17 protein-coding genes and 1 riboswitch are annotated in these 23,628 nt (G+C 69.4%); of the genes, 6 read left to right on the forward strand and 11 right to left on the reverse strand.

Annotation, left to right across the window (positions count from 1 at the left end; genetic code table 11):
* Positions 1 to 21: 21 nt before the first annotated feature.
* A complete protein-coding gene (locus tag Pth03_RS04780; RefSeq protein WP_203942868.1) occupies positions 22 to 3,177 on the forward strand; it encodes an FG-GAP repeat domain-containing protein in 3,156 nt (1,051 codons plus the stop codon).
* A 67-nt stretch (positions 3,178 to 3,244) separates the two neighbouring features.
* Here Pth03_RS04780 and Pth03_RS04785 read toward each other — a convergent pair whose 3' ends face one another.
* The 3 genes from Pth03_RS04785 to Pth03_RS04795 all read right to left on the reverse strand — a co-directional run bounded on the left by Pth03_RS04785 (position 3,245) and on the right by Pth03_RS04795 (position 9,732).
* A complete protein-coding gene (locus Pth03_RS04785; protein ID WP_203942869.1) occupies positions 3,245 to 6,376 on the reverse strand; it encodes a S8 family serine peptidase in 3,132 nt (1,043 codons plus the stop codon).
* 327 nt (positions 6,377 to 6,703) lie between these two features.
* On the reverse strand, positions 6,704 to 9,094 hold the full coding sequence (locus Pth03_RS04790) for an ATP-binding cassette domain-containing protein (RefSeq protein ID WP_239118759.1): 2,391 nt from the start codon (positions 9,092 to 9,094) through the stop codon (positions 6,704 to 6,706).
* Positions 9,095 to 9,375: 281 nt separating this feature from the next.
* Entirely contained in the window at positions 9,376 to 9,732 is a 357-nt protein-coding gene (locus Pth03_RS04795; protein WP_203942870.1) for a VOC family protein, read from the reverse strand.
* A gap of 178 nt (positions 9,733 to 9,910) precedes the next feature.
* Here Pth03_RS04795 and Pth03_RS04800 point away from each other — a divergent pair, with 178 nt between their 5' ends.
* A complete protein-coding gene (locus tag Pth03_RS04800) occupies positions 9,911 to 10,327 on the forward strand; it encodes a helix-turn-helix transcriptional regulator (protein ID WP_239118760.1) in 417 nt (138 codons plus the stop codon).
* Positions 10,328 to 10,384: 57 nt separating this feature from the next.
* Complete coding sequence (locus tag Pth03_RS04805; protein ID WP_203942871.1) at positions 10,385 to 10,789, forward strand: VOC family protein; 405 nt, start codon at positions 10,385 to 10,387, stop codon at positions 10,787 to 10,789.
* Between the two features lie 14 nt (positions 10,790 to 10,803).
* Here Pth03_RS04805 and Pth03_RS04810 read toward each other — a convergent pair whose 3' ends face one another.
* From Pth03_RS04810 to Pth03_RS04830, 5 genes are all read right to left on the reverse strand, one after another.
* Positions 10,804 to 12,348, reverse strand: coding sequence for a dipeptide ABC transporter ATP-binding protein (locus Pth03_RS04810; protein ID WP_203942872.1), 1,545 nt, complete (start codon positions 12,346 to 12,348; stop codon positions 10,804 to 10,806).
* The gene (locus tag Pth03_RS04815) at positions 12,345 to 13,334 is read right to left on the reverse strand and encodes an ABC transporter permease (protein ID WP_203942873.1); all 990 of its coding nucleotides are present in this window, start codon (positions 13,332 to 13,334) and stop codon (positions 12,345 to 12,347) included. Before Pth03_RS04815 ends, Pth03_RS04810 begins: the two co-directional genes overlap by 4 nt.
* Positions 13,331 to 14,194: an ABC transporter permease gene (locus Pth03_RS04820; RefSeq protein ID WP_203942874.1), complete on the reverse strand. Its 864-nt coding sequence runs from the start codon at positions 14,192 to 14,194 to the stop codon at positions 13,331 to 13,333. The genes Pth03_RS04815 and Pth03_RS04820 overlap by 4 nt, the downstream gene beginning before the upstream one ends.
* Positions 14,191 to 15,897: an ABC transporter substrate-binding protein gene (locus Pth03_RS04825; RefSeq protein WP_203942875.1), complete on the reverse strand. Its 1,707-nt coding sequence runs from the start codon at positions 15,895 to 15,897 to the stop codon at positions 14,191 to 14,193. The genes Pth03_RS04820 and Pth03_RS04825 overlap by 4 nt, the downstream gene beginning before the upstream one ends.
* Before the next feature lie 50 nt (positions 15,898 to 15,947).
* Positions 15,948 to 16,058: riboswitch (SAM riboswitch) on the reverse strand.
* Between the two features lie 121 nt (positions 16,059 to 16,179).
* Entirely contained in the window at positions 16,180 to 16,659 is a 480-nt protein-coding gene (locus Pth03_RS04830) for an Rrf2 family transcriptional regulator (protein ID WP_203942876.1), read from the reverse strand.
* Positions 16,660 to 16,741: 82 nt separating this feature from the next.
* Here Pth03_RS04830 and Pth03_RS04835 point away from each other — a divergent pair, with 82 nt between their 5' ends.
* Entirely contained in the window at positions 16,742 to 17,611 is an 870-nt protein-coding gene (locus Pth03_RS04835) for an SDR family oxidoreductase (RefSeq protein WP_203942877.1), read from the forward strand.
* A 72-nt stretch (positions 17,612 to 17,683) separates the two neighbouring features.
* Here the strand turns inward: Pth03_RS04835 and Pth03_RS04840 are convergent, their stop codons facing one another.
* Positions 17,684 to 18,910: an MFS transporter gene (locus Pth03_RS04840; RefSeq protein ID WP_203942878.1), complete on the reverse strand. Its 1,227-nt coding sequence runs from the start codon at positions 18,908 to 18,910 to the stop codon at positions 17,684 to 17,686.
* 285 nt (positions 18,911 to 19,195) lie between these two features.
* Here Pth03_RS04840 and Pth03_RS04845 point away from each other — a divergent pair, with 285 nt between their 5' ends.
* Both Pth03_RS04845 and Pth03_RS04850 read left to right on the forward strand, forming a co-directional pair.
* Positions 19,196 to 19,999 (forward strand): SDR family NAD(P)-dependent oxidoreductase, encoded by an 804-nt coding sequence (locus Pth03_RS04845; protein ID WP_203942879.1) that lies wholly within the window; start codon positions 19,196 to 19,198, stop codon positions 19,997 to 19,999.
* A 596-nt stretch (positions 20,000 to 20,595) separates the two neighbouring features.
* Complete coding sequence (locus Pth03_RS04850; protein ID WP_203942880.1) at positions 20,596 to 21,447, forward strand: cysteine/serine endopeptidase inhibitor; 852 nt, start codon at positions 20,596 to 20,598, stop codon at positions 21,445 to 21,447.
* Between the two features lie 59 nt (positions 21,448 to 21,506).
* Here Pth03_RS04850 and Pth03_RS04855 read toward each other — a convergent pair whose 3' ends face one another.
* Positions 21,507 to 22,310, reverse strand: a complete 804-nt coding sequence (locus Pth03_RS04855) for an SAM-dependent methyltransferase (RefSeq protein WP_239118761.1) — start codon at positions 22,308 to 22,310, stop codon at positions 21,507 to 21,509.
* Positions 22,311 to 22,405: 95 nt separating this feature from the next.
* Positions 22,406 to 23,377 (reverse strand): ricin-type beta-trefoil lectin domain protein, encoded by a 972-nt coding sequence (locus Pth03_RS04860; protein WP_203942881.1) that lies wholly within the window; start codon positions 23,375 to 23,377, stop codon positions 22,406 to 22,408.
* Positions 23,378 to 23,628 lie beyond the last annotated feature (251 nt).

Genomic DNA, 23,628 nt, shown 5'->3' on the forward strand with positions numbered 1-23,628 from the left:
GCACAGCACCAAGGGGGATCCGTGGGGCCGTTCACCCACGCGCCGGCCGAGTTTCCGTACAGACGTCGTCTCCGCGGGGCACGACTCGTCGTTCGCGCGCTGACCGCAGGTCTCGCGTTCGCCGCCGTCGCCGCTCCGCTCGCCGCGAGCGCGCCGACCGCCCAGGCCGCGGCGCCCGCGTCTCAGGAGATCGTGATCACGACTCCCGTACGAGCCACCCCGCGGGCGGACAAACCGCTGGCGGGCGGCACCACGGGTTTCCTGCACCAGCAAGAAGGCCTCGACGGATACACCTGGACCGATTACGCGTCCGGTGCGTCGAAGCAGGTTCCCGGCTTGCGGACACTCCCGTCCGGCACGTTCGTGCGCCCGGTGGGCGCCGGAGGCGACCTGCTCGTCCTCTACCCGAGCCCGGCCCTCGGCGAGGGTGCCTACACCGTGCTTGATCCGCATACCGGCGCGCTTCGCGAGATGCCCGTCCCCGCGGGCTACGTCGTCCGCGGCACCGTCGCCGGCAAGGTCATGGCCCTCCGGACAGGCCTGGATGCGGGCGGACTGCTGCTCGGCATCGATCCGGGCTCCACGCAGTCTTCCGCCTTCACCGGGCTTCCCACCGATTCAATGCTGCTCAGCCTCGCCGTGCAACCGCACGCCGCCGACGACCGGGGCGCCCTGATCTCCTACAAGCAGGCCGGCCAGTACCGTTTCGGCCTGCTTGACCCCGCCACCGCGGCCGTCACGCCGATTCCCGCGATGACGAGCAGTCGTGCCGATCTGCGGGTCATGCTCACCGCGGATCGTGTCCTCTGGTGGGCTCCCGGCGTCCCCACGCTGCACTGGATGCCACGCGCTGACGTGTCCGCGCAGGTGCGGGACCTGGCTTTGCCCTCCGACTCGAATCCGGTGGCGGCGATCGGTGACACATTCCTCGTGGTGCGGGCGGCGGTCTCGGACACCACGCTCGGGCCGAGGGTGACGGCCCTGCCCCTTGACGGCGGCGAACCGAGCACCGTGCTCGACCACATCGCGTCGGTTTCGACCCTCGCACTGTTCGCCGCGGACGACAGCACCGTGTTCGTCGGCGGCTCCGGCGTCGGCGACTGGGCGGCGCACCGCGTCACAGCCGGCTCGGACGGTGCGCTCAGCGTGAAGGCCGTCCTTCCGCTGCCTTCTGTCGGCACCGACGTCAGGGGCCTGAACCTCTATCGCGGCACCCTCAACCGGGTGGACGAAATCCTCGGCAAGCTGTCCCTCTACCAGCAGGACGTGGGCATCGCAGCGGTGCCGATCGCGGGTACGGCCAAGCCGTTGTCGGCGGGCATGCCCGCTTCCACCGTGCGATGCGCGGCGGGTGAGGACTGCGTGCGGGTCGTCGAGGGCAACTCCTACGGCCACGCATTCCTGTCCGAGGCGGACGGGAAGACCTACCTGGAGACCCGGGTGGACAGCTACACCTCGCACACGCAGACCCAGTTGCCGGGAAGCGGTGGCCAGGTTCTTGATGCTTCCCGCGACTATGTGGTGGTCGACGGCGCCTCCCCGAAGACGCAGTATCTTGTCGTCCCCGGCACCGGCAAGGTGATACGTAGCCGGCCGGTGCAGGCGGCGGCGCTCTGGTACTCCACGTTGTGGAGCACGTCCACGAGCGCTCCCGGCACGCTGACGGCGGAGACGCTGACCCTGAGCGCTTCCAGCCCCGGCAAGCCGATTCGTACGGTGACGACGGGAGCAGCCTGTGTCCCCACCGAGTTGCAGGCGAGCGCCCGATGGCTCTACTGGTCCTGCGGTGACGGCGAGCAGGCCGGGGTGTACGACCTGACGAACAATCGTGGGTTCGCGGTGCCGTCCGGCCAGGCCATGCTCGGCGACGGATACGTCGTGCGGCACGATCGGACGGCGGGCGAGCTGAAACTGACCGACTTCCACACCGGCGCCCCCGCCGCGGAACGCACCGTCGGCGACCTGCCGGGAAGCGGCCTCCCGGATGACCGCAGGATCACCTGGACCGTGGACAAGTACAGCGGTCACATCGCCTACGTGGACGACGAGAACAGGGTGCATGTGCTGGCGGACGGGGTGCCGGACTCCGCCCCGGTGATCGCTCTAGCGGACGTCTCGGACGTCGCCGAACCGAGGGTGTCGTGGTACTGGTCGGCGTATTTCTACCTGAGCCGTCCGTTGGACTCCTGGGAGCTGACCATCTCGCACAAGATCACTGGGCGCAAGGTGGCGACGCTCACCGGCATGGCCGAACGCGGCGGGAATGCCCTGACCACCTTCTGGAACGGCCGGGAGCCGAACACGGTCGTTCCCGAGAGCGGCGCCTACACATGGCGGTTGACCGCCAAATACAGCGGCGGAACGGTGCCCGCGCAGTTGGGCAGCGGCGTGCTGAGAGTGGACTGCGGCCGCGTGCCCACGCACGTCTACGACTGCGACGCCCGCCCCGACCTGCTGGCCGTTCGCTCGGACGGAAAGCTCTACTCCTACGAGGGGCAGTCCAACAGGACGCTGCGCAACGCCGGGTTCACCGCCATCTGGCCGACCTCGTCCCTGCTGGTGCCGATCGGCGACCTCAACGGCGACCTCCAGGCCGATCTGCTGGTCCGGGATTCCAAGGGGGCGCTGCGCGCGTACTGGGGCTTCGGCCAGGTGTATTTCGCGAAGAGCACGAACAAGTCCACTCTCATTGGGACGGGCTGGGAGAGGTACAACGTGTTGACCTCGCCGGGTGACCTGACCGGTGACGGGCGGCCGGACCTGGTGGCCCGGGACAAGTCCGGGGTGTTGTGGATGTACGCGGCCGACGGCAAGGGCAAGTTCAAGGGCCGGGTGAAGATCGCCTCCGGCCAGGGCGGCTACACGATGATGGTCGGCGTCGGAGACATCAACGGCGACGGCCAGGGCGACATGCTCGGCCGCGACAAGTCGGGTTATCTGTGGCGCTGGTACGGCAACGGCAAGGGCACCTTCGGCGGCCGGGTCAGGCTCGCGGCCGGCTGGAACTCCTACAACGCCGTGATCGGCATCGGCGACCTGACCCAGGACGGCAAGGCCGACCTGCTCAGCCGTGACACCAAGGGCAACCTGTACCGCTGGACCGGCACCGGCAAGGGCACCTTCATCAGCCGAGTCAAGCTCGCGACCGGCTGGAACGTCTACAAGTCACTCGTCTGACGACACCACACACACATGAGAGCGCCCGCCCCGGAGGTTCCGGGCGGGCGCTCTGCGTGTGGCGGAACTAGTGGTGTACGACGGGCAGCTTGCCCAGGTCGACCGTGTCGGCCTCGTGCTTGCCGCTGCGGTCGTCCAGGGACACGACCAGCCAGCCCTTCGCCGGGGTGGCCGCGAGCTTCGCCCGGTCCACGGTGAGCGGGACGGTGGCCGAGACGCCGGGTGCCAGCGGCACGTACGCCCCCGTGGAGATCGCCGGGGCGAACGCGTCGAACGCCGCCGTCGCCGTCTCGTCCACAAGACCCTCGGGAATCTGCGAGAAACCGCTCGCCGTGTAGGTGAAGCGGGACGCGCCCTGGGTCAGGCCCACCTCGGAGGCGAGCACCGGCATGAGCAGGGTGCCCCCGTTCATCGGCGCCGTGGCGACCCAGGCGTCCACCAGGGATCCGTCGGCGTCGAAGACGAACGACGCGAACCTGCCGTCGAAGTCACCCGTGGTGACCAGGCCGTAGTCCGCGCCGACCAGGATGTGGTCGGGCGCGCCGTCGCCGTTGGAGTCGATCGGGATGTCGATCTCGTTGGCCGCGGCGTTCGACCAGTGGCCGGAGGTGTTGACGGCGAAGACCAGCGTCCGGTCGGTGTCGGCGCCGCCGAGCGCCGATCCGGGGAGCGACTGCACGCCGACCGCGCGGATGTCCATCGAGTCTTCCGCGCCCTTGACGTCGTCGGCGTCGGTGATGCTCAGGGCGTACACGTCGGCGGCACCGGCGTGCACCCCGCTGTTGCGGACCTTGACCGACGTCGTGAGGAGGCCTCCGCTCGTGCCGTACTTCGCCGGCTTGCCGGCGCTCACCTCCGACTGGGCGTCGGGGACAAGGAGGAACGCCGTCCGCAGCGGGTAGACGCCCGCGGCGGCCTTGCGCGGCGTGGCGGTCACCGCACCCTGGATGTGCACGACCGAGCCGAAGTTGCTCGTCTCGGCGGCCGGCAGCCCGGCCACGGCCTTCGTGCTGAGCGACAGCGTGACCCGCACCGTGCGGCTGCTCTCCCGGCCGACGGTCACGCTCGCGGGGGAGACGGCCACCTGCGCGCCGTAGGACTCCCCGGTGAAGGCGGTCGCGAGGTCGTAGGTGACCGAGGTCTTACCGGTGTTGCGGATGGTGAGGTCCTTGGTCTCCTTGTACGCCCCGGTCAGGGTCTCCAGACCGAAGGACAGGTTCCCTCCGCCGTCGCCCGTCTCGGCAAGCACGGAGGCGCCGACCGCCTGCCGCGCGGCCACGACGCCGGAGCCGGCGACCCTGGCGGTGTAGCCAACGATCTTGGAGGTGGCGTCGGCGGTGCTGACGATCGCGGCCTTGACCTCGGCCGGGCGCCAGCCCGGGTGCGCGTCCTTCACGAGCGCGGCCACGCCGGCGACCATCGGGGAGGCCATCGAAGTGCCCGAGATCGTCGCGGCGCCCGAGCCGGTGCCGACTCCCGTGGAGACGACGGCGACACCCGGCGCGGTCACGTCGGGCTTCAGCGCGCTGCCGCCGTTGGCGGGGCCGCCGGAGGAGAAGGAGGCCAGCTGGGCGTACGCGGGGTTGGGCACGGACACCGTCGGCAACGAGGTGCTCTTGCCGTCCAGTGACGCGGCGGCCGTGCCGTCGGTGCTCTTGATGCCGAGGAACGGAATGGTGACGATGTAGGCCTCACCGGTGTCCGGGTCGGAGGTGATCTGGCCTTCGAGCGGCGGGAAGGCGGGATCGCTGTTGATCATCGCGACCGCGGCCGCGCCGGCCTGCTGGCCGAGGATGGCCCGCTTGACCCTGGCGCACGTGCCGCGCAGGCTGATCACCAGCTTGCCGGCGACGCCGCCCGGGTAGGCCGCGTAGTCGGCGGGGTCGCAGCCCAGGGACAACGGGCCGGACGGGTAGCTCGTGCGGAGCACCGCGATGGACAGCGTTCCCGCGGGCAGCGGGGCCTCGTTGGAGTTCTGCGCCACGACCTCGGTGCCGCCCGCCGAGAGCTTCGTCGCGGGCAGCTGGGCGCGCGCGGCGTCGATGGCGGCCACCGAAATGGCGGTCGGCGCGATGGCGGGGGCCCCGACCAGGTAGGCGTTCTGCCCGGAGTTGCCGGCCGAGGCGACGAGGGTCACGCCCGCGCGGGTCAGCGTCCGCACCGCCTGGGAGGTGGGCTCGTCGGGGCGGCCGAAGGGCGAGCCGAGCGACATGTTGACGACGTCGGCTCCGTCCTTGAGCGCACGCTCCATGGCGGAGACGATGACGTCTTCGCTCGCGGAGCCCTCGCAGCCGAAGACGCGGTAGGCCAGCAGCGAGGCCTTGGGGGCGACGCCGGGTCCGACCGTGAAGCTCTTCGTGTGAGTGGTGGAGTCGTACGGCCCGCGGTAGGTCTTGCCGTCCGCGGTCACGCCGAAGCCCGCCGCGCTGCCCGCCACATGCGAGCCGTGGCCGTTGCAGTCGAGCGGGTCGGGGTCGGGCTTGGGCGTCGAGGCCGGGTCGTTGGCGTCGTAGTCGTCGCCGACGAAGTCGTAGCCGCCGACGACCTTCGCGGTCGGGAAGGTGCCCGGCTCGATCACCATCCCGTCGTTGTGGGTGAAGTCGGCAGGATTACCCGAGCCGCCGAAATTCGCGTGGGTGTAGTCGATGCCGGTGTCGATGACCGCGACCTTGACCCCGGCACCGGTCTTGCCGAGGTCCTGCCACACCTGCGGCGCCCCGATGTACGGCACGGCGGCGGTGTTGTCACGGCTGAACGTGCGCACCGGGTGCACGGAGACGACGCCGGGATCCGCCTCCAGCGCGGGCAGGCTGCGCACCGGGATGGAGGCGGCCATGCCGTTGAAGCTGTCGGTGTAGGTGGTGAGGACCTTTCCGCCTTCGGCCTTGACCTTCTCCTCCACGCTCTGCTGCTTCTTGTGGAGGGCGGTGCGCAGGGAGGGCTTGTCGACGGACTTCCCGGTCTCGGCGGCGTCGGCGGCCGCGTCGCCGACGGGCGTGCCGGTGACCTGGATGAGGACCTTCAGTTGCCGGGCGGAGTCCAGGGAGGCGGGTTGGAAGCCCGCGTAGGCGAATGCGCCGTTCAGATGTTCGAACTTGGGGGGCCGTGTGGGATCCGCATTCGCCGCAGACGGGACGACCGTCAGCGGAATCGCGATACCCGCGCAGGCGAGCCCTGCTAACAGCAGACGACTCTTCACTGATCACCTCGGGGTGCGTGGGGCAAGGTTGATCAAAAGAGTGATCCCGTGACGAAAATCATCTGATAGCGCTTTAGTAACAAATGGGGAACAAGATCTGTAAAGGTGCGAGTTTCCGCGAGGCGGCTGTGATCGGCCAACCCGGCCTGTCGCAGCGGTTTGCGCAGCTGGGACGGGCGTTGACGTCGCAGGCGCTGTCCCTTACGGCCGCGACGTCCTGGCTCAAGCGGTCATGCGCGCCCGATGCCGGACTCAGGACCCGGCTTCGGGCGCTGCACGGGAACAGATGAGCGAGAGCTCGTCTCCCGGGTGTCCGTGAGGGCCCGGTCAGCCGCCGACGTAGGCCGCGAGGTGCTCGCCGGTGAGGGTCGAGCGGGCGGCGACGAGGTCGGCGGGGGTGCCCTCGAAGACGATCCGGCCGCCGTCGTGGCCGGCGCCGGGGCCGAGGTCGATGATCCAGTCGGCGTGCGCCATGACCGCCTGATGGTGCTCGATGACGATGACCGACTTGCCGGAGTCGACGAGCCGGTCGAGCAGCCCGAGCAACTGCTCGACGTCGGCGAGGTGGAGGCCGGTGGTCGGCTCGTCGAGGACGTAGACGCCGCCGTTGCCGGCCATGTTGGTGGCCAGCTTGAGCCGCTGCCGCTCGCCGCCGGACAGCGTGGTGAGCGGCTGGCCGAGGCTGATGTAGCCGAGCCCCACGTCCGCGAGCCGCTTGAGGATGGCGTGCGCGGCCGGCGTGCGCGCCTCGCCGGCGCCGAAGAACCCCTCGGCCTCGGTCACCGACATCGCGAGCACCTCGCTGATGTCGCGGCCGCCGAGGTGGTAGTCCAGCACCGATGCCTGGAACCGCTTTCCCTCGCACTCCTCGCAGGTGGTGGCGACGCCGGCCATCATCGCCAGGTCGGTGTAGATGACGCCGGCGCCGTTGCAGGTGGGGCAGGCGCCCTCGGAGTTGGCGCTGAACAGCGCCGGCTTCACACCGTTGGCCTTCGCGAACGCCTTGCGGATCGGGTCGAGCAAGCCGGTGTAGGTCGCCGGGTTGCTGCGCCGCGAGCCCCTGATCGCTCCCTGGTCGATCGACACCACGCCCTCTCGGCCGGAGACCGAGCCGTGGATGAGTGAGCTCTTTCCCGACCCTGCCACGCCGGTCACCACCACAAGCATGCCGAGCGGGATGTCGACGTCGACGTCCCGCAGGTTGTGGGTGCCGGCGCCGCGCACCTCGAGCACGCCCGACGGTGTCCGCACCGACTCCTTGAGTGCGGCCCTGTCGTCGAGGTGCCGGCCAGTGACGGTGCCGCTGGCCCGCAGCCCGTCGACGGTGCCCTCGAACATCACCTCGCCGCCGGCCGTGCCCGCGCCCGGGCCCAGATCGACGACGTGGTCGGCGATCGCGATCGCCTCCGGCTTGTGCTCCACGACCAACACGGTGTTGCCCTTGTCACGCAGGCTCAGCAGGAGGCCGTTCATCCGCTGGATGTCGTGCGGGTGCAGCCCGATCGTCGGCTCGTCGAAGACGTAGGTGACGTCGGTCAGCGACGACCCGAGGTGGCGGATCATCTTGGTGCGCTGTGCCTCGCCACCCGACAGCGTGCCCGACGGCCGGTCGAGCGAGAGGTAGCCGAGCCCGATCTCCACGAACGAGTCGAGGGTGTGATGCAGCTTCGCGAGAAGCGGCGCCACCGACGGCTCGTCGAGGCCGCGGACCCATTCGGTCAGTTCGCTGATCTGCATCGAGCACGCATCGGCGATGTTGATCCCGCCGATCCGCGACGACCGGGCCGCTTCGCTGAGGCGGGTGCCGCCGCAGTCGGGACACGTGTCGAAGGTCACCGCCCGCTCCACGAAGGCCCGGATGTGCGGCTGCAGCGCCTCCTTGTCCTTGGACAACATCGACTTCTGCAGCTTCGGGATCAGACCCTCATAGGTGAGGTTGATGCCCTCGACCTTGATCTTCGTCGGCTCCTTGTGGAGCAGGTCGTGGAGTTCCTTCTTGGTGAACTTGCGGATCGGCTTGTCCGGGTCGAAGAAGCCGGAGCCTCTGAAGATCCGGCCGTACCAGCCGTCCATGCTGTAGCCGGGGACCGTCAGCGCGCCCTCATTGAGCGACAGGTTCTCGTCGTACAGCTGGGTCAGGTCGATGTCGGTGACCCTGCCCATGCCTTCGCAGCGCGGGCACATGCCGCCGGTGATGCTGAATTCGCGCCGCTCCTTCACGGTCTCCCCACCGCGCTCGAGCGAGACCGCACCCGCTCCGCTGATCGAGGCGACGTTGAAGGAGAACGCCTGGGGCGAACCGATGTGCGGCTGCCCGAGCCTGCTGAAGAGGATGCGCAGCATCGCGTTGGCGTCGGTGACGGTGCCGACCGTCGAACGGGGGTTGGCGCCCATCCGCTCCTGGTCGACGATGATCGCGGTCGTCAGCCCTTCGAGCACGTCGACCTCGGGCCGCGCCAGGGTCGGCATGAAGCCCTGCACGAAGGCGCTGTAGGTCTCATTGATCATCCGCTGCGACTCCGCGGCGATCGTGCCGAACACCAGCGAGCTCTTGCCCGAGCCGGAGACACCGGTGAACACCGTCAGCCGCCGCTTCGGGATCTCGACGTTGACGTCCTTGAGATTGTTCTCGCGCGCGCCGTGCACGCGGATCAAATCGTGGCTGTCGGCAACGTGCAGCCCAGGCGACTGCGTGTCCGTCCTCGGGGCCATGCTCATCGTGTCTCCATCTGTTGGGGGGGGGCCGCCTTCGCGGTCGCCGTCGGCGTCGCCTGGCTCGATCCGACCGGCTTCGAGAGTACGTCTGGTCGTCCTGGCGCGGTCGCGGCAACAGTCCACTGTCTACCTGATGGCGGTGTCGGCCGGGGTGGCGCTCGGCGCGAGAACCACGGCATCCACGGCGCTTCGGCCCGTGAACCAGCGGTACGGCGTGGCCGGCGCGCGGGCCGAAGCCGGTGTGCGCGACGAACCCCGCTCCCGGGGGAGCGGGGGGTCGGCGCTCATTGGTCCTGGAGCAGCCCGAGGACGTTGCCGTCGAGGTCGGTGACGGTGGCCACCAGGCGGCCGCCACCGACGTCGTGCGCGGGCTCCTTCACCGTGGCACCCGCGGCGGTCACCTCGGCCAGCTTCGCCTCGATGTCCGGCACGTGCCAGTAGGCCACCGGTGAGGTCATGCCCTGCGGCCCACCGCCCGGCACCAGCCCGATGTGCTGGCCCGCGACCTCGAAGCCGACGTAGTAGGACTCGTCGGTCTGCGGTGCCACACCGAGCAGCGCGGCGTACACCTCCTTGGCCTTCGCCAGGTCGGAAACGGGATGCAGCACGGTCTTGATTCCCTGGGTGGAAGAGCCGGTCATGGTCACTCCTGAAGTCGTCGGATCCATGGCCGTCAGGCTAGGCGTGGCCCGGTGACCGGCGCTTCTTCAAAACTGCTCACTTTCGGTCCTCCACGCAGGGCAGCCGATCCGGACCCTCGGCGGCACGGCCACAGGCCGCAGGCCCAGCCGCGAGGAGCTCTGGAGGAAAGTGCAGAATATGAGCGTGAATGCTGGCATCGACGAGCTGCGTCGGCTGCGCCGGGCGCGCGACCGGATGGATCGCGAGTATGCGCGGCCGCTTGATGTTCCGGCGCTCGCCCGTACGGCGCTGATGTCGCCGGCGCACTTTAGCCGCCGCTTTCGCGAGGCGTACTCCGAGACGCCGTACTCCTACCTCATGACCCGCCGCATCGAACGGGCGATGGCGCTGTTGCGCCGCGGCGACCTGACCGTGACGGAGGTGTGCTTCGCGGTCGGCTGTACGAGCCTCGGGTCCTTCTCCGCCCGGTTCACTCAGCTCGTCGGTGAGACGCCGTCGATGTATCGCGCCCGCAATCACGACGAGCTGCGTGCGATGCCCACCTGCCAGACGATGGTGCTGACCCGGCCGCGCAGAGGCGGGGTGCAGGGTTGACCGCAAGCCGGGGTCGGGGAGAGACACCCGCCGCCTCATCCGCGTAGCGTCGGTGCCATGACCGTTTCACTCAGCGGCGTGCACGTCCTCGCCGAGGACCTCGACGCCGCCCTCGCCTTCTACCGCGACACCCTCGGCCTGACGGTGCGCAACCAGGTCGCCCAGGGCGGATTCCGCTGGATCACCCTCGTCACCGACAGCCAACCCGAGATCGCGATCGTGTTGTCGCAGCCGCATGCGGGGCGCTCCAAAGAGGACGGAGACGCCCTCGCGGCCCTGCTCGCCAAAGGTGAGCTGCAGATGCTCCAGTTGCGCTCCGACGACCTCGACGCGACCTTCGACAAGATCGCGGCCGCACCCGGGGCCGAGGTCCTCCAGGAGCCCGTCAGCCAACCCTGGGGCGCCCGCGACATCGCCGTGCGAGACCCCGCGGGCAATCTCGTCCGCATCGAGCAGGGGTAGAACCGAGCCGACGCCTAATGGCTGTCGGGCCTGTCGCCGTCCAGGGCGGGGGCGGTGGAGAGAAGAAGCCGTGTGTAGGGGTGCTGGGGGGCCTCGAACAGAGTCTCCGCGTCGGCCAGCTCGACGAGCTCACCGTCTTTCATGACCGCGACGCGATCGCTCACCTGACGGACCACCGCGAGGTCGTGGGAGACGAAGACCATGGCGAGCCCGAGCTCCCGCTGGACGTCGGTCAGCAGGCGCAGGATGCCCGCCTGCGTGGTCACGTCCAGGGCGGAGACGGCCTCGTCACAGATCATCAGCTTCGGCCGGGCGATGAGCGCCCGCGCGATCGCGGCTCGTTGCCGCTGGCCGCCGGACAGCTCGTGCGGATAGCGGGCCGTGTATTCGGGGCCGAGCCCGACCCGCTCCAGCGCGTCACCCACGGCATCACTCACCGCGTCACCGGCAGGGCCGGAACGCGCGGTCAGGAGAGGCTCCGCGACGCTCGCGCCGATCTGCCGGCGGGGGTTGAACGAGGAGGCGGGGTCCTGGAAGACCATCTGCCGCATCCTCGGCCCGCCGTCGAAGGCCACCCGGCCATGGGTGGGCGGCAGAAGCCCGGCCATGATCCTGGCCAGCGTCGACTTCCCGCTGCCGCTTTCTCCGACGATGCCGAGCGTCTCCCCTTCCCGCACCTCCAGGCTGATGCCCTTGAGCGCATGCGCGCCCCTGCGGTAGTGGTGGCTCACCCCGTGCACCGTCACGGCGGCATTCCGGGGGGCCGCCGGCTCGGGGGCGGCACGGGGGGTGTGCAGGCGGGGCACCGCGTCGACGAGTTCCCGCGTGTACGGCTCGGCGGGAGCGGTCAGCACCCTGCGGACAGGGCCGCGTTCCACTGCCCGGCCGTGTCGCATGACCAGGACGTCGTCGGCGATCTGCGCGGCCACGGCGAGGTCGTGGGTGACGAACAGCAACGCCATTCCGCTCTGGGCGCGCAGGTCGGCCAGCAGCGTGAGGATCTGCGCCTGCACGGTGACATCCAGAGCGCTCGTCGGCTCGTCGGCGACGAGCACGCTCGGTTCCAGCGCGAGCGCCATCGCGATGAGCGCGCGCTGCCGCATGCCGCCGGAGAACTCGTGCGGATGCGCCCGCACCCTCCTGGCGGCGTCCGGGATGCCGACGCGGTTCAGCACCTCGACGGCCTTCTGCCGCGAGGCCCGGCGGGCGGCGCGGGTGTGGAGCCGGTAGACCGAGGCGATCTGGTCCCCGACGGTGAAGAACGGGTCGAGCGCCGACAGCGGATCCTGGAAGACCATGGCGATCCTGCGGCCTCGCACCGCCCGGAGCCGCTCGTCGGGAAGCGTGGTCAGGTCCACGCCGTCCAGCTCGACGGTCCCCGTGACCTGGGCCCGGGTCCCTCTGTGCAGGCCGAGCAGTGCCGCGGCCGTGGTGCTCTTGCCCGATCCCGACTCGCCGACCACCGCCAGCGAGCCGCCGTCCGGCAGGTCGAAGGACAGGTCGTCGACCGCCGTGACTCCTGGATAGCGGACGGTCAGGCCCTTCACGGAAAGCGTCATGTCAGGTGCACCCGGGGGTCGGCGAAGTGGTAGAGGAGATCGGCCAGCGTGTTGCCCACGACGATGGCGAAACCGGACAACAGCGTCGCGCCGACCACGACGGGCACGTCGATGGTGTTCACCGCGTCGATGAGGAGCTTCCCGAGCCCGGGCAGGCCGAAGAGGCTCTCGGTCAGGACCGTGCTGCCCAGGACCGTGCCCACGTGCAGGCCGAACAACGTGATGATCGGCGTGAGCGTGCCGCGCAAGGCGTGCCTGCCGATGATCCGCCGTTCCGGCACGCCGTACGCGCGCAGCGTCCGGATGTGGTCCTCGGCGAGGATCTCCAGCAGCGTGGTCCGGGTGAGCCGGGAGTAGACGACGGCCGTGGTCAGGGCGAGGGTGAGCCAGGGCAGCAGCAGGTTCTGCGCCCAGGCGACCGGGTCCTCGGTCAGCGGGACATAGCCGGGGAACGGCAGCCAGGCCAGGTAGACGCAGAACACCAGCAGCAGGACCAGGCCGAGCACGAAGACCGGCGTGGCCGTGCCGGCCAGGGCGACGGCGGTCAGCGCCCGGTCGGCGAGGCTTCCAGGCCGCAGACCCGAGACCAGTCCCGTGCCGACGCCGATGACGAGCCACAGCACGGCGGCGCCGAGGGTGAGCGACAGGCTGACCGGCAGCCGGTCCAGCAGCAGCCCGGTCACCGGCTGGTCGGTCTGGAACGAGTAGCCGAGGCAGGGCGCAGGGCAATGGTTGACGCTCGGTCCCGACGAGTAGTCGCGTCCGGCCACGAGGCCCTGCAGGAAGTGCAGGTACTGCTCCCAGAGCGGCTGGTCGAGGCCCAGCTTCTGGTGGATGGCGGTGAGCTGGTCGGGCAGGCAGATCTTGCCGCAGATCAGCCGTGCCGGGTCGCCGGGCAGGACGTAGAAGACGGCGTAGACGCACGCGGACAACAGCAGGAGGACGGCCAGCGTCTCCACGATGCGGCGGAGCAGATACCGGGTCACGACGCGGCCCCGGTGGTTCGCGGGTTGGCGGCCTTCCTGACGCCGTCGCCCAGCAGCGTGAAGGCGAGTACGGCCAGGAAGATCGCAGCGGCGGGGATGATCACATACATCGGGTCGCTGCGGAACCAGACGGAGGCGTTGGACAACATCTGCCCCCATGACGGGGTCGGCGGGCGAACGCCGATGCCGAGGAACGACAGCCCCGCCTCGGAGACGATGTTGCCGGGCAGCAGCAGTGCCGCATAGGTGAGGACGGGAGCGACCACCCCCGGCAGGATCTCTCTGCGGGCCACCCTGACCCGGCCGGCGCCCGCCAGCCGGGCGGCAGCAACGTAGTCGCGGGTGCGCAGGCTCAGCGTCTGCGCCCGCACCAACCGGGCTGTGCCGCCCCAGCCGAACACGCCGATGACGCCGGCCAGCAGGAGCGGGCGGGGGAACCCGGCGGGGACGATCACCAGGAGCGCGATCGCGAAGATCAGCTCAGGGAGGGCCATCATCAGGTCGATGCCTCTGGTCAGCAGGCCGTCGGCCAGTCGCCCGCCCATCCCGGCGGCCAGCCCGACGGTGGTGCCGATGAGCACCTGGACCACCGTGGCGCCGATGGCGACGCCGAGCGACACCTGTGCGCCGTACACGATCCTCGCGAAGATGTCCCTGCCGGTGCCGGGCTCCACCCCGAGCCAGTGATCCGCGGAGATGCCGCCAAGGGCGCCGTTGGGCAGCCCGCCGAGGGCGGAGTTCACCAGCTCAGGATGGAATCCGGTGGCGTCCTGGCCCTCCAGCGCGGTCAGCAACGGCGCTGTGAGGGCGATCAGGACGAGCGCGGCCACGATGGCCAGGCCCACGCGGTAGTGCCTCATTTGACGGACATCACCGAGAGGTCGTAGAGGCCGTTCCAGTCGCTGACCCAGGCGTTCTTCACGTTCTTGCCGAACAGGAGCAGGTCCTTGCTGTGGTACAGCGGGACGGTCAGCGCCTCCTTGCCGATCTTCTCGTCGAGCGCGCCCCACCGCTTGGCGGCCGCGGCCGGGTCGGTGAGCTTGTTGATCGCGTCGATCTCGTCGTTGACCTCAGGGTTGTCGTACTGCGCGAGGTTGAAGTTGCCGCCCGACTTGATGATCTGCCGGCCGTCGAAGATCGGCGCGAGGAACGGGTTGCCCGACGGCCAGTCGGCGCCCCAGCCGTCGATGGACAGGCCGGGCTCGGTGGCCGGGGTGTTGACCTTCGCGTCGAAGGAGTCGGGGTCCAGCGGCTCCAGGTTGACCGTGATGCCCGCCTGCTTGAGCGCGTCCTGGATGGCGGTGGCCACCCCGGGCCCGTGCCCCGATTGGGCGGTGCTGTGGGTGAGCGTGATCGTCAGGCCGTTCGGGTAGCCGGCCTGGGCGAGCAGTTCCTTCGCCTTGGCGGGGTCTCCGGTCGGTCCCGCGGGGAAGTGGTCGTACGGCTGGTAGCCGAACACTGCCTGGTCGGGCAGGAAGGTCGTGGCCGGGTCGGCGAGCTGCGAGCCGCCCACCGCGTTGATCACCGTCTGGCGGTTGACCGCGTAGGAGATCGCCTCACGAACCTTGATGTCGTCGAACGGCTTCACCTTGGGGTTGAAGGCCAGGTAGGTGGTGTCGCCGAAGTGCGTGTGCGCGACGTGCGCGGCGAGCTGGGGGTCGCTGCCCAGCCGGGCCAATTCGGCCGGGCCGAGGTTGACGTCGGTGGTGGCGGCGTTGGCGTCGTCGCCCGCCCCGGTGGCGAGGCGCTGGTTGACGACGGCCGGGTCCAGGCCCGCGGTCACCTCGATGCGGTCGGGGCAGGCCAGGCGCTGGTCGTCGATCTGGCGCGACCAGTTGTCATTGCGGACGAGCACGAGGTGCTTGGACTGGTCGAAGCTCTCGACCTTGTACGGCCCGCTGGAGATGGGGTGCTTCTCGTAGTCGACGCCGGTGTCCTTGGCCTTGGGCACGGGGGCGAACTGCGTGGCCGTCGCGAGGTAGGGGAACTCGCCTTCGGGCTTGCGCAGCTTGAAGATGATCGTCTTGTCGTCGGGCGTCTCGATGGAGCTCAGCTCGCCGTCCTTGTACGGCCCGCCGTAGTTCTGGGCGTCCTTGAGCCAGTCGCGCAGGTACGGCGCGCCGCCCGGCAGTTCGGGCGCGAAGGAGCGCTCGATGCCGTACTTGATGTCGGCCGAGGTGATCGGTGTGCCGTCCTCGAACTTCAGCCCGTCCTTGAGGTGATACGTCCACGTCTTGGCGTCGTCGCTGGGAGTGCCGACGTCGGTGGCCAGATCGGGGACGACCTTGGTGCTGTCGGGCCCGGGCACCCGGTTGCGCGTGGTCAGCGTGCGGAACAGCAGCGTCGGAATCTTGCCGCCGCCGGAGGTGTAGAGGCGGGCCGGGTCGTAGTGGGTCAGGTCGCCTTGGTTCAGCACGCGCAGCGTGCCGCCCTGGCAGGTGGCGGGATCGAAGGCTGCCGTGCTGTTCTTCGCGCCTTGAGCGTCCTGCGTGTTGTGACCGCAGGCGGCGAGGAGAGCCGCCAGGGGCACGAGCGCCGTCAGGACCTTGTGGGACGTCCGCATATCAGGTATTTCCTAGCTCCAAAGGGGGTAAGGCGGCGCACGACTCCGAAGATCCGCGCTTGCGGCAAGTAGCCGCCAGGTTTTCTCCCGGAGGCACCCCGCCGCGGAGCGAGGGTTGCCGCTTCGGCCAGCCGGGAGGCTTACGGCCGGAGCTCTTAACCTGCAAAAAAGGTAGGTAAAGTCGCTATTCTGTGTCAAGTCGGACATCGCGCCGGCGGCGGAGTGGCCGTCGGTGTCAGCCCCGGCCATGGCCGGTGACGTGTGGAGCCTCGTGGACCGCCTTCAGCGTGCGCCGAGCCGTCCCCCGGCGGCCTCTGCCGGCACGGTCAGGATGTCGGCGGAGAACGGGGCGCCGTCGGGAACGGTATCCGCGATGGTCAACTCGTCGAGCGATGCCTCGATCGCGCGGGCCACGCGTTGCTCGACCTCCGCGAGCCGCGCGCTCACCGAGCTGCCGACGGGGCAGTCGGGCGGCGGGCCGTGAATGCCGAGTACCGGCTCCTCGCCTTGTACGGCCCGCCACACGTCGCCGAGGCTGATCGCGGCCGACGAGCGGGCGAGCGACCATCCGCCGCGGATGCCCGGCCGGGACTCCACGAATCCGGCGCGCCGCAACAGGCCGAGCACCCGCCGCAGGTAGACGGGGCTGGAGCCGACGCTCGTGGCCATCTGCTCGGAGCTGAGAGGTTCTCCGGGAATCGAGGCGAGCAGGCTCAGCGCGTGGTAGGCGACGGCGAAGCGGATGTTCGTGGGACTGCTCACCTTCCCAGTCTAGCAATCGCAACCGTTCTGGTTATGGTTTAATCGTCATCGTTCTGATTACAGATTCCTTTGGAGGTCACCGATGCCGACCATCGCCATCACCGGAGCATCCGGTCATCTCGGCCGTCTGGTCGCCGAGCTTCTGCTCGAACAGGGGGAGAAGCCGATCCTGCTCAGCCGTGACCCCGCTGCGCTCGACGAGTTCGCGCAGCGTGGAGCCGAGGTCCGGCACGGCGACTTCGGCGACTCCGAAGGCCTGCAGGCCGCGCTGCAGGGCGTCGACCGGCTGCTGCTGATCTCGGTCGACGTGGTCGGTCCCCAGCGGATCGCGCTTCAGGCGAAGGCCGTCGAGGCCGCCCGCGCCGCAGGCGTCAAGCACGTCGTCTACACGTCGCTGCCCCGGCCGGACGAGGACAACCCGGCCGCCGTCGCCCCCGACCACCGGGCCACCGAGGCCGCGCTGCGCGACAGCGGGATGACGTGGACGTTCCTCCGCAACAACATCTACGCCGAGTATCAGATCCCGACGGCAGCGCAGGCGGTGGCGAGCGGACAGCTCGTGACCAACAGCGGAGCGGGCGCCACCGCCTACGTTTCGCGCGAGGATTGCGCCGCCGCGGCCGCTGCGGTTCTCGCCTCGGAAGGACACGAGAACGTCTCCTACGACATAACGGGTCCGGAGGCCGTCGACGCCGCCGGTCTGGCCGCGCTGGCAGCCGAGATCAGCGGCCGTCCGGTCGAGGTGGTCTCCGTCGACGACGAGGGTCTCGCCCAGGGCCTCGCCGCGGCCGGTCTTCCGGCTGAGGTCGTGCAGCTGGTCGTATCGTTCGGCGCCTCCACCAGGGGCGGCTGGGCGAGCGACGTCACCACCGCCGTCCGCGACCTCACCGGGCGCGAGCCTGTGGCGCTGCGCGACGTGCTCGCCGCCAACCGCGACGCGCTGGTCGGCTGATCGGGGCAAACGAACCGGGGCCACAAAAGCCCCTCGTCGCGGCGATCCCGTGGCCGGGATCGCCGCGACCGGTCAGGCTGCCGGTGATGGGACGGGCCGCCTCACCGCCAGGAGGGCCGACAGCAGAGCTGGGACCGCCGCCAGCACGAAGCACAACGCCAGAGGCAGGTCGCCGATGAGCAGGCCGATGCCTGCCGTACCCATGGAGGAGCCGGTGTTGAAGAAGGTGTTGACCCAGGCGCCCGCCTGGGTCCGGTTCTCCGGGTCGGCGAGCTCGTCGGCGAGCAGGTAGGCGGTGGTCAGAGCGGGTGCCACGAACAGGCCGACGGCGCCCGCCGCCGCGATCAGGGTGTACAGATTCGGTGAGGCTCCGGCCGCGGTGAGTGCGAGCCCCAGTGCGACGGCCAGGACCCGCAGGCGCGCCGTGCCGGAAACCCTCCAGGAGATGACGCCGTAGGCGAGGCCGCCGACCGCGCTTCCGACCGACAGCGCGGCTTCGGCCCACGCGACCGCGGCGACCTGATGGTGCCGTTCGGCGAAGACGACCATCAGCAGGCTCAGCGCACCCAGGCACAGACCCACGGCGGCCGATGTCGCGACAGCCGGGATCAGCGCGCGCCCGCCGGCCGACCATCGCTGCCGGGGCCGGGCCGGCGCCGGGCCTGTGTCGGCTCCAGCGTGCGACGCCCGCGCGGTGCGTATCGCCGGCGACGACACGAAGGCGAAGGTGCCGGTCGTCACCAGTGCTGCGCTCAGAACCAATCCAGCCGCCGGGGTGACGAGTGCGGCCAGCAGCCCGGCCAGCAGGGGTCCGGTGACGAACAGGACTTCTTCGGCGACCGTGTCGAGGCTGTAGGCGCGTTGCAGCAGATGCCGGTCGGGCAGTAGATCACTCCACAGCGCGCGCATGACAGGTCCGAGCGGGGGCGCGCAGCCTCCCGCCGCGATCGCAAGTGCCGCCAGCAGCCCGCCGGGGGTCCCCGGGCGCCAGGTGAGCGCCGCCAGGACGATCAGCAGCAGCGCGTACACGACGGCCATCGGAGGCAGAACTCTGCGTGCCCCGTAGCGATCGATCAGCCCGGCCCGCAGCGGGGACAGCAGGGAGGCGGCAAGCCCGAAAAGGGCGATGACGCCACCGGCGAGGCCGTAGGAGCCGGTGGTCGCCGTGAGCGCCAACGTCAAGGACAGGGAGACGGTCCCGTAGGACAGCCGGCCCAGCAGTGCGGCGATGAAGGCCCGCTTGGCCGAGGGGACGGAAAGGACAGCGACGTACGACGAACGCCGTACAGGCGAAGACATAGGGGGATGTTCCTCAGTGATGTCACGCACGCGTGGTGCTGTGGACGGTCAGGACGCCGAAGGGCCGCATAGATCGATGCGGCCGGGGGTCCTAGGCACGGGGGAGGAACATGGCCGTCACCCTAACAGGACTCTCGATGGAGTGGACCTGTCGCTCAGCCCGAAATGCCGCCCGCGCAGTTGTCCGTCCGAATCACGCAGGTTCTCGTCGCATGAACGCTCGTAACGTTCTCGCGAAAGGTCCATCCGATTGTTCGGATGAAAACCACGACGAGGGAAGACAGCATGGATCTCCAGCTTTCCGGCCGAGTGGCCATTGTCACGGGAGCCTCCAAGGGCATCGGCCTGGCCGTTACTCGTACTCTTCTCGGACAAGGCGTCCGTGTGGTGGCCGCTTCACGAAAGAGCACCCCCGAGTTGGAGGCGCTCGGCGGTGACCTGCTGCATGTTCCCGCCGACGTCATGGACCCCGAGATTCCGGCGCAGCTCGTGGCCTGCGCCGTGTCCGAGTTCGGCGGGCTCGACATTCTGGTGAACAACGCCGGCGGGCCGCCGCCCGGTGTTTCCTTGCCGCGATTCTCATTCCTGACACCCACTGATGAAGACTGGCGGGTGATGTTCGAGTTCAATCTGTTCTCGGTCGTACGTGTCGTCCGGGCGGCCATTGCGCCGATGCTCGCCCGCGGCGGCGGGTCGATCGTCAACATTTCCTCGGGCAGCGCTCGCTTGCCCGCGCCCATGAACGTCGATTACAACGCCGCCAAGGCCGGCCTCAACAATCTGGCCAAAGCCCTTTCGGAGGAGTTCGCTCCGCAGGGCATCCGGGTGAACACCGTCTCGCCCGGTCCGGTTCGGACGGCATGGTGGACGGAGGCCGGCGGTGCGGCCGACGTCATCGCCGCGCAGGTCGGAACCGACCGCGACAGCGTCATCAATCACGTGGCGCCGGAGATGATGAAGCTGTCGACCGGCCGTCTGGTCGAGCCACAAGAGGTCGCCGACGTGGTCGCCCTGCTCGCCTCGCCTCGCTCGGCCAGCACGACCGGTGCGGACTTCGCCGTCGACGGAGGGTTTCTCAAGCAGGTCTGACCGGCTCGGACCGCCGCCGGCCGGGACCGCCTTCCCGGCCCGGCGAGCGGGCGTAGCAAGATCTTCATGCGGTGTTCTCCGGCCTCTACCGAAGAGGCACGGCGTTTGCTCCACCATCGAACCTGGTGTCCGGTTCGCCGCCCGATGTAAGCGGCACATTTCGACGACTTTGCCTGGTTCCTATCAGTAGATCATGACATTCAGTCATGCCTTCTGTCTTGCGACCGTCCTTGTGGATCATCGCTAACCCCGGCACGAGCCTGGAGACGGAAGGAGAAGACTCCCGCGTCGAGTCACGGCCGCAGCCTCGACCGTCCCCCTTGTTGCAACCCTGCCCCTGCTTTGCCGTACGGCAGGCGCCGCTCCTGCCGGAGTCCCTTCGCGGCCCCGGAACCTCGCCCCGAATCTCACGCCTCAACTCCTACGGACTGACCGCGAGAAGTCCGCTTTGAACACCATGCCCGGCAGTTGTTGACGACCGATCCCCCTGCGACAGGCGCGAAGCCCGAAGTCCACGCGTGAATCCGATCACGCGTCGATCCCACTCGGCTGGTCAGCGCCCCGCTTCTGGCACGTCATTTCATAAGGAGTCATCAATGCTGTCTGCCCGGTTACGCACCGCGGCCACTGCCGTCCTCCTCCTGGTGCTGGCGATCGCGGGCACCGCCCTCACCCCAGCAGGCGCCTCGGCCGCGTCCATCCCGATCGGCCAGAACATGACCGGTACGGCGACCTACTACAACGACTCCGGATACGGGGCGTGTGGCTCCTCCATCAACGCCGCGACGCAAAGCCTGGTGGCGGTCTCGTATCAGTGGTGGACCACGGCCAACCCGAACAACGACCCCTTGTGCAGCGGCATCTCCGTCCAGGTGACCTACAACGGCAAGACGATCACCGTGCCCGTCAAGGACCAGTGCCCGTCGTGCGACGCGACGCACATCGACCTCAGCCAGGCGGCGTTCGCGCAGTTCGCCTCGACCGACCCCGCGACGACCCCCGGTGTGCTCAACGTGACCTGGAAGTTCGTGAGCTCCGGCGGCGGCGGAACCCCGCCCACCGGGAGGACGGGACAGATCACCGGCCTCGCCGGCAAGTGCATCGGCGCGGCCGGTGGCACCACCACGAACGGCACGGCGATCGACCTGTACTCCTGCGTCGGCTCGGCGACCCAGCAGTGGACGCTGCCGGGTGACGGAACGATTCGGACCGCGGGCAAGTGCATGGACGTCGCCGGGGCCGGCACCACGAACGGCACCGCGGTTCAGCTGTACGACTGCAACGGCACCGCCGCGCAGCAGTGGGTCTACACCAGCGGCCGCGATCTGGTGAACCCGCGCGCGAACAAGTGCCTGGACCTGACCGGCAACTCCTCCGCGGACTTCACCAAGGTGCAGATCTGGACCTGCACCGGTGGAGCCAACCAGAAGTGGACCATCCCGGCCTGAGGAATCAGCCGGCTCCCACGAAGGCCCAGGTCATGCTTTCGGCCTGGGCCTTCGTGGACTCAGGCTTTCCTGCCGACGCCCCCGTACAGCCATCTCGTGGGCTCGGGGGCCAGGTCGTCGGGGGCAGGGTGCCAGGTGTCGATGGTGACGAGACCGGGGTCGACGAGGTCGAACCCGTCAAAGAAGCGGGCGACCTCGCCGTGCTCCCGGAAGTAGATCGGAGTCGGCGTGGATGCGTAGACAGTCTCGATCTGGGCGACCGCGTCCGCCGAATGGCCGTCGCCTGTGACGTGCGTCGCCGCTATGTAACTGCCGGACGGCAGGGCGTCGCGCAGGTGGTCCATGACCGGCGCCCGTTCCTCCGTGGTGAGGAAGTGCACCATGGCGATCATCAGGACGCCGACCGGCTCGTTGAAATCGATGAGCTTGGCCGTTTCCGGATGTTCGAGGACTTCGGCCGGGCGCCGCATGTCGGCGGAGGCCACGGCGGTGTTGTCGTCGGTCGCCAGAATCGCGCGGCCGTGCACCAGCACGACCGGGTCGTTGTCGACGTAGACCACACGGGCGTCCGGGGTGATCTCCTGAGCGATCTCGTGTGTGTTGCCCGCGGTGGGCAGGCCCGAGCCGATGTCGATGAATTGGCGGATGCCCTGCCGGGTCATGTACCGCACCGCGCGACGCAGGAACGCGCGGTTCTCCTGCGCCAACTGGCGGATCTCCGGCATCGCCTCCTCGACCCGCCGCACGGCGGCGCGATCGATCTCGAAGTTGTCCTTTCCCCCGAGGTAGTAGTCGTACATCCGGGCGACACTCGGCCTGGTCATGTCGATGCCCCGCGGTTCGCCACCGCCCTGATCCACCATGAATCGGCCTCCATTCGAGATCATCTGATGATCAAGTTAGCGCAAACGGCGGCCGTCGGCCTGTCGCCGCCTCCTGGCCGGCTTGGGCGGCGGTCTTACTTGAAGCTCCACTTCTGGTTGTCGGTGCCCACGCACGACCACAGCTGCAGACGGGCCCCGTTCGCCGTGTTGTGGTCGACGACGTCCACGCACTTGTCGGCCGCCGTGTTCACCAGGTCGTGCCGGGAATTGAGCACGAACCTCTGCGCGGCGCCGCCGTTGCAGGCGCCCAGCCGGATGACGGAGCCGTTGGCGCTCGAGCCGCCGGCCACCTCCATGCAAAAGCCGACAGAGCGAACTGTGCCGTCCGACCGGAAGTCCCACTTCTGCCAGTCGGCTCCGGTGCAGCTCCAGATCTGCAGGGGGGTGCCGGCGGCGGCCCTCTTGTCGGTCACGTCGATGCACCGGCCGGAGTCGTGGCTGAAGACCATGCGGCCAGGTGCGGGCGCGGGGGGAGGCGGTGGGGGCTTGACCGCCTGCTGCTGAGTGGTGTTCCGCACCGGTGTCGTGGTCGTCGCGGGGGTGGGCTGCGTCTGCGGTGAGGAAGCCGGGTTCGCCGGCGCGTTGCCGCCCGTCGATCCGGCTGACGCGTTGCCGCCCGTCGATCCGCCCGTCGATCCGGGCGGCGCGTTTCCTGTTTGCCCGGCGGGCGGGGGCGCGATCTTCACCGCCGGCGCGGCGGGTTGGTGGCCTCCGGCCGAGACGGTCACGGTGACGGTCGGCGTGGGGGCGGGAACGCGGGTGCCGGGCGTGACCGGCCCGTCAGCGGGCGCCGGAAGGTCGGCGGCCGACTGCGCCAGCGCCGGTTGCGGGGAGCCGGAGCTCCCCCACACTCCGAAGAGCCCGGCTGTCGCATCGGAGGCGATGGCGGCGGTGAGCACACCGGCGAATACGACAGTGGCCCACACCCGCCTGCCGGGCAGCCATCCGCGCGGCGGGACCGGAGGGCGGCGGGCGAAGGTCTCGGCGAAACGTCCGGAAGTCCGGGGCTCGGCGGGTGAATCGGGATGCTCAAGAGACGGCGGCACACGATCTCCAGAAGGAATGGGAGGCCCGGCAACGATGGCCGCCCATCGCTACGTCTTGGTGAACACCGATGGCACACCGGATTAATGACGGCCGTCTTCACGTCGGCTCAAATTCGCTTGCATACATTAGAAAAATGTTCATTTTGCCGTGGGTTGGCGGCTGATCATCCAGCCCTACCATGATCGGCGGAAACGGCTGTGACGCAGCACACAGAGCCCTACTCCATCACGAATGCCCCCAAAGAGAATGG

This window comes from Planotetraspora thailandica, from assembly GCF_016863335.1.
In the GTDB taxonomy this organism is placed as follows: Bacteria; Actinomycetota; Actinomycetes; order Streptosporangiales; family Streptosporangiaceae; genus Planotetraspora; species Planotetraspora thailandica.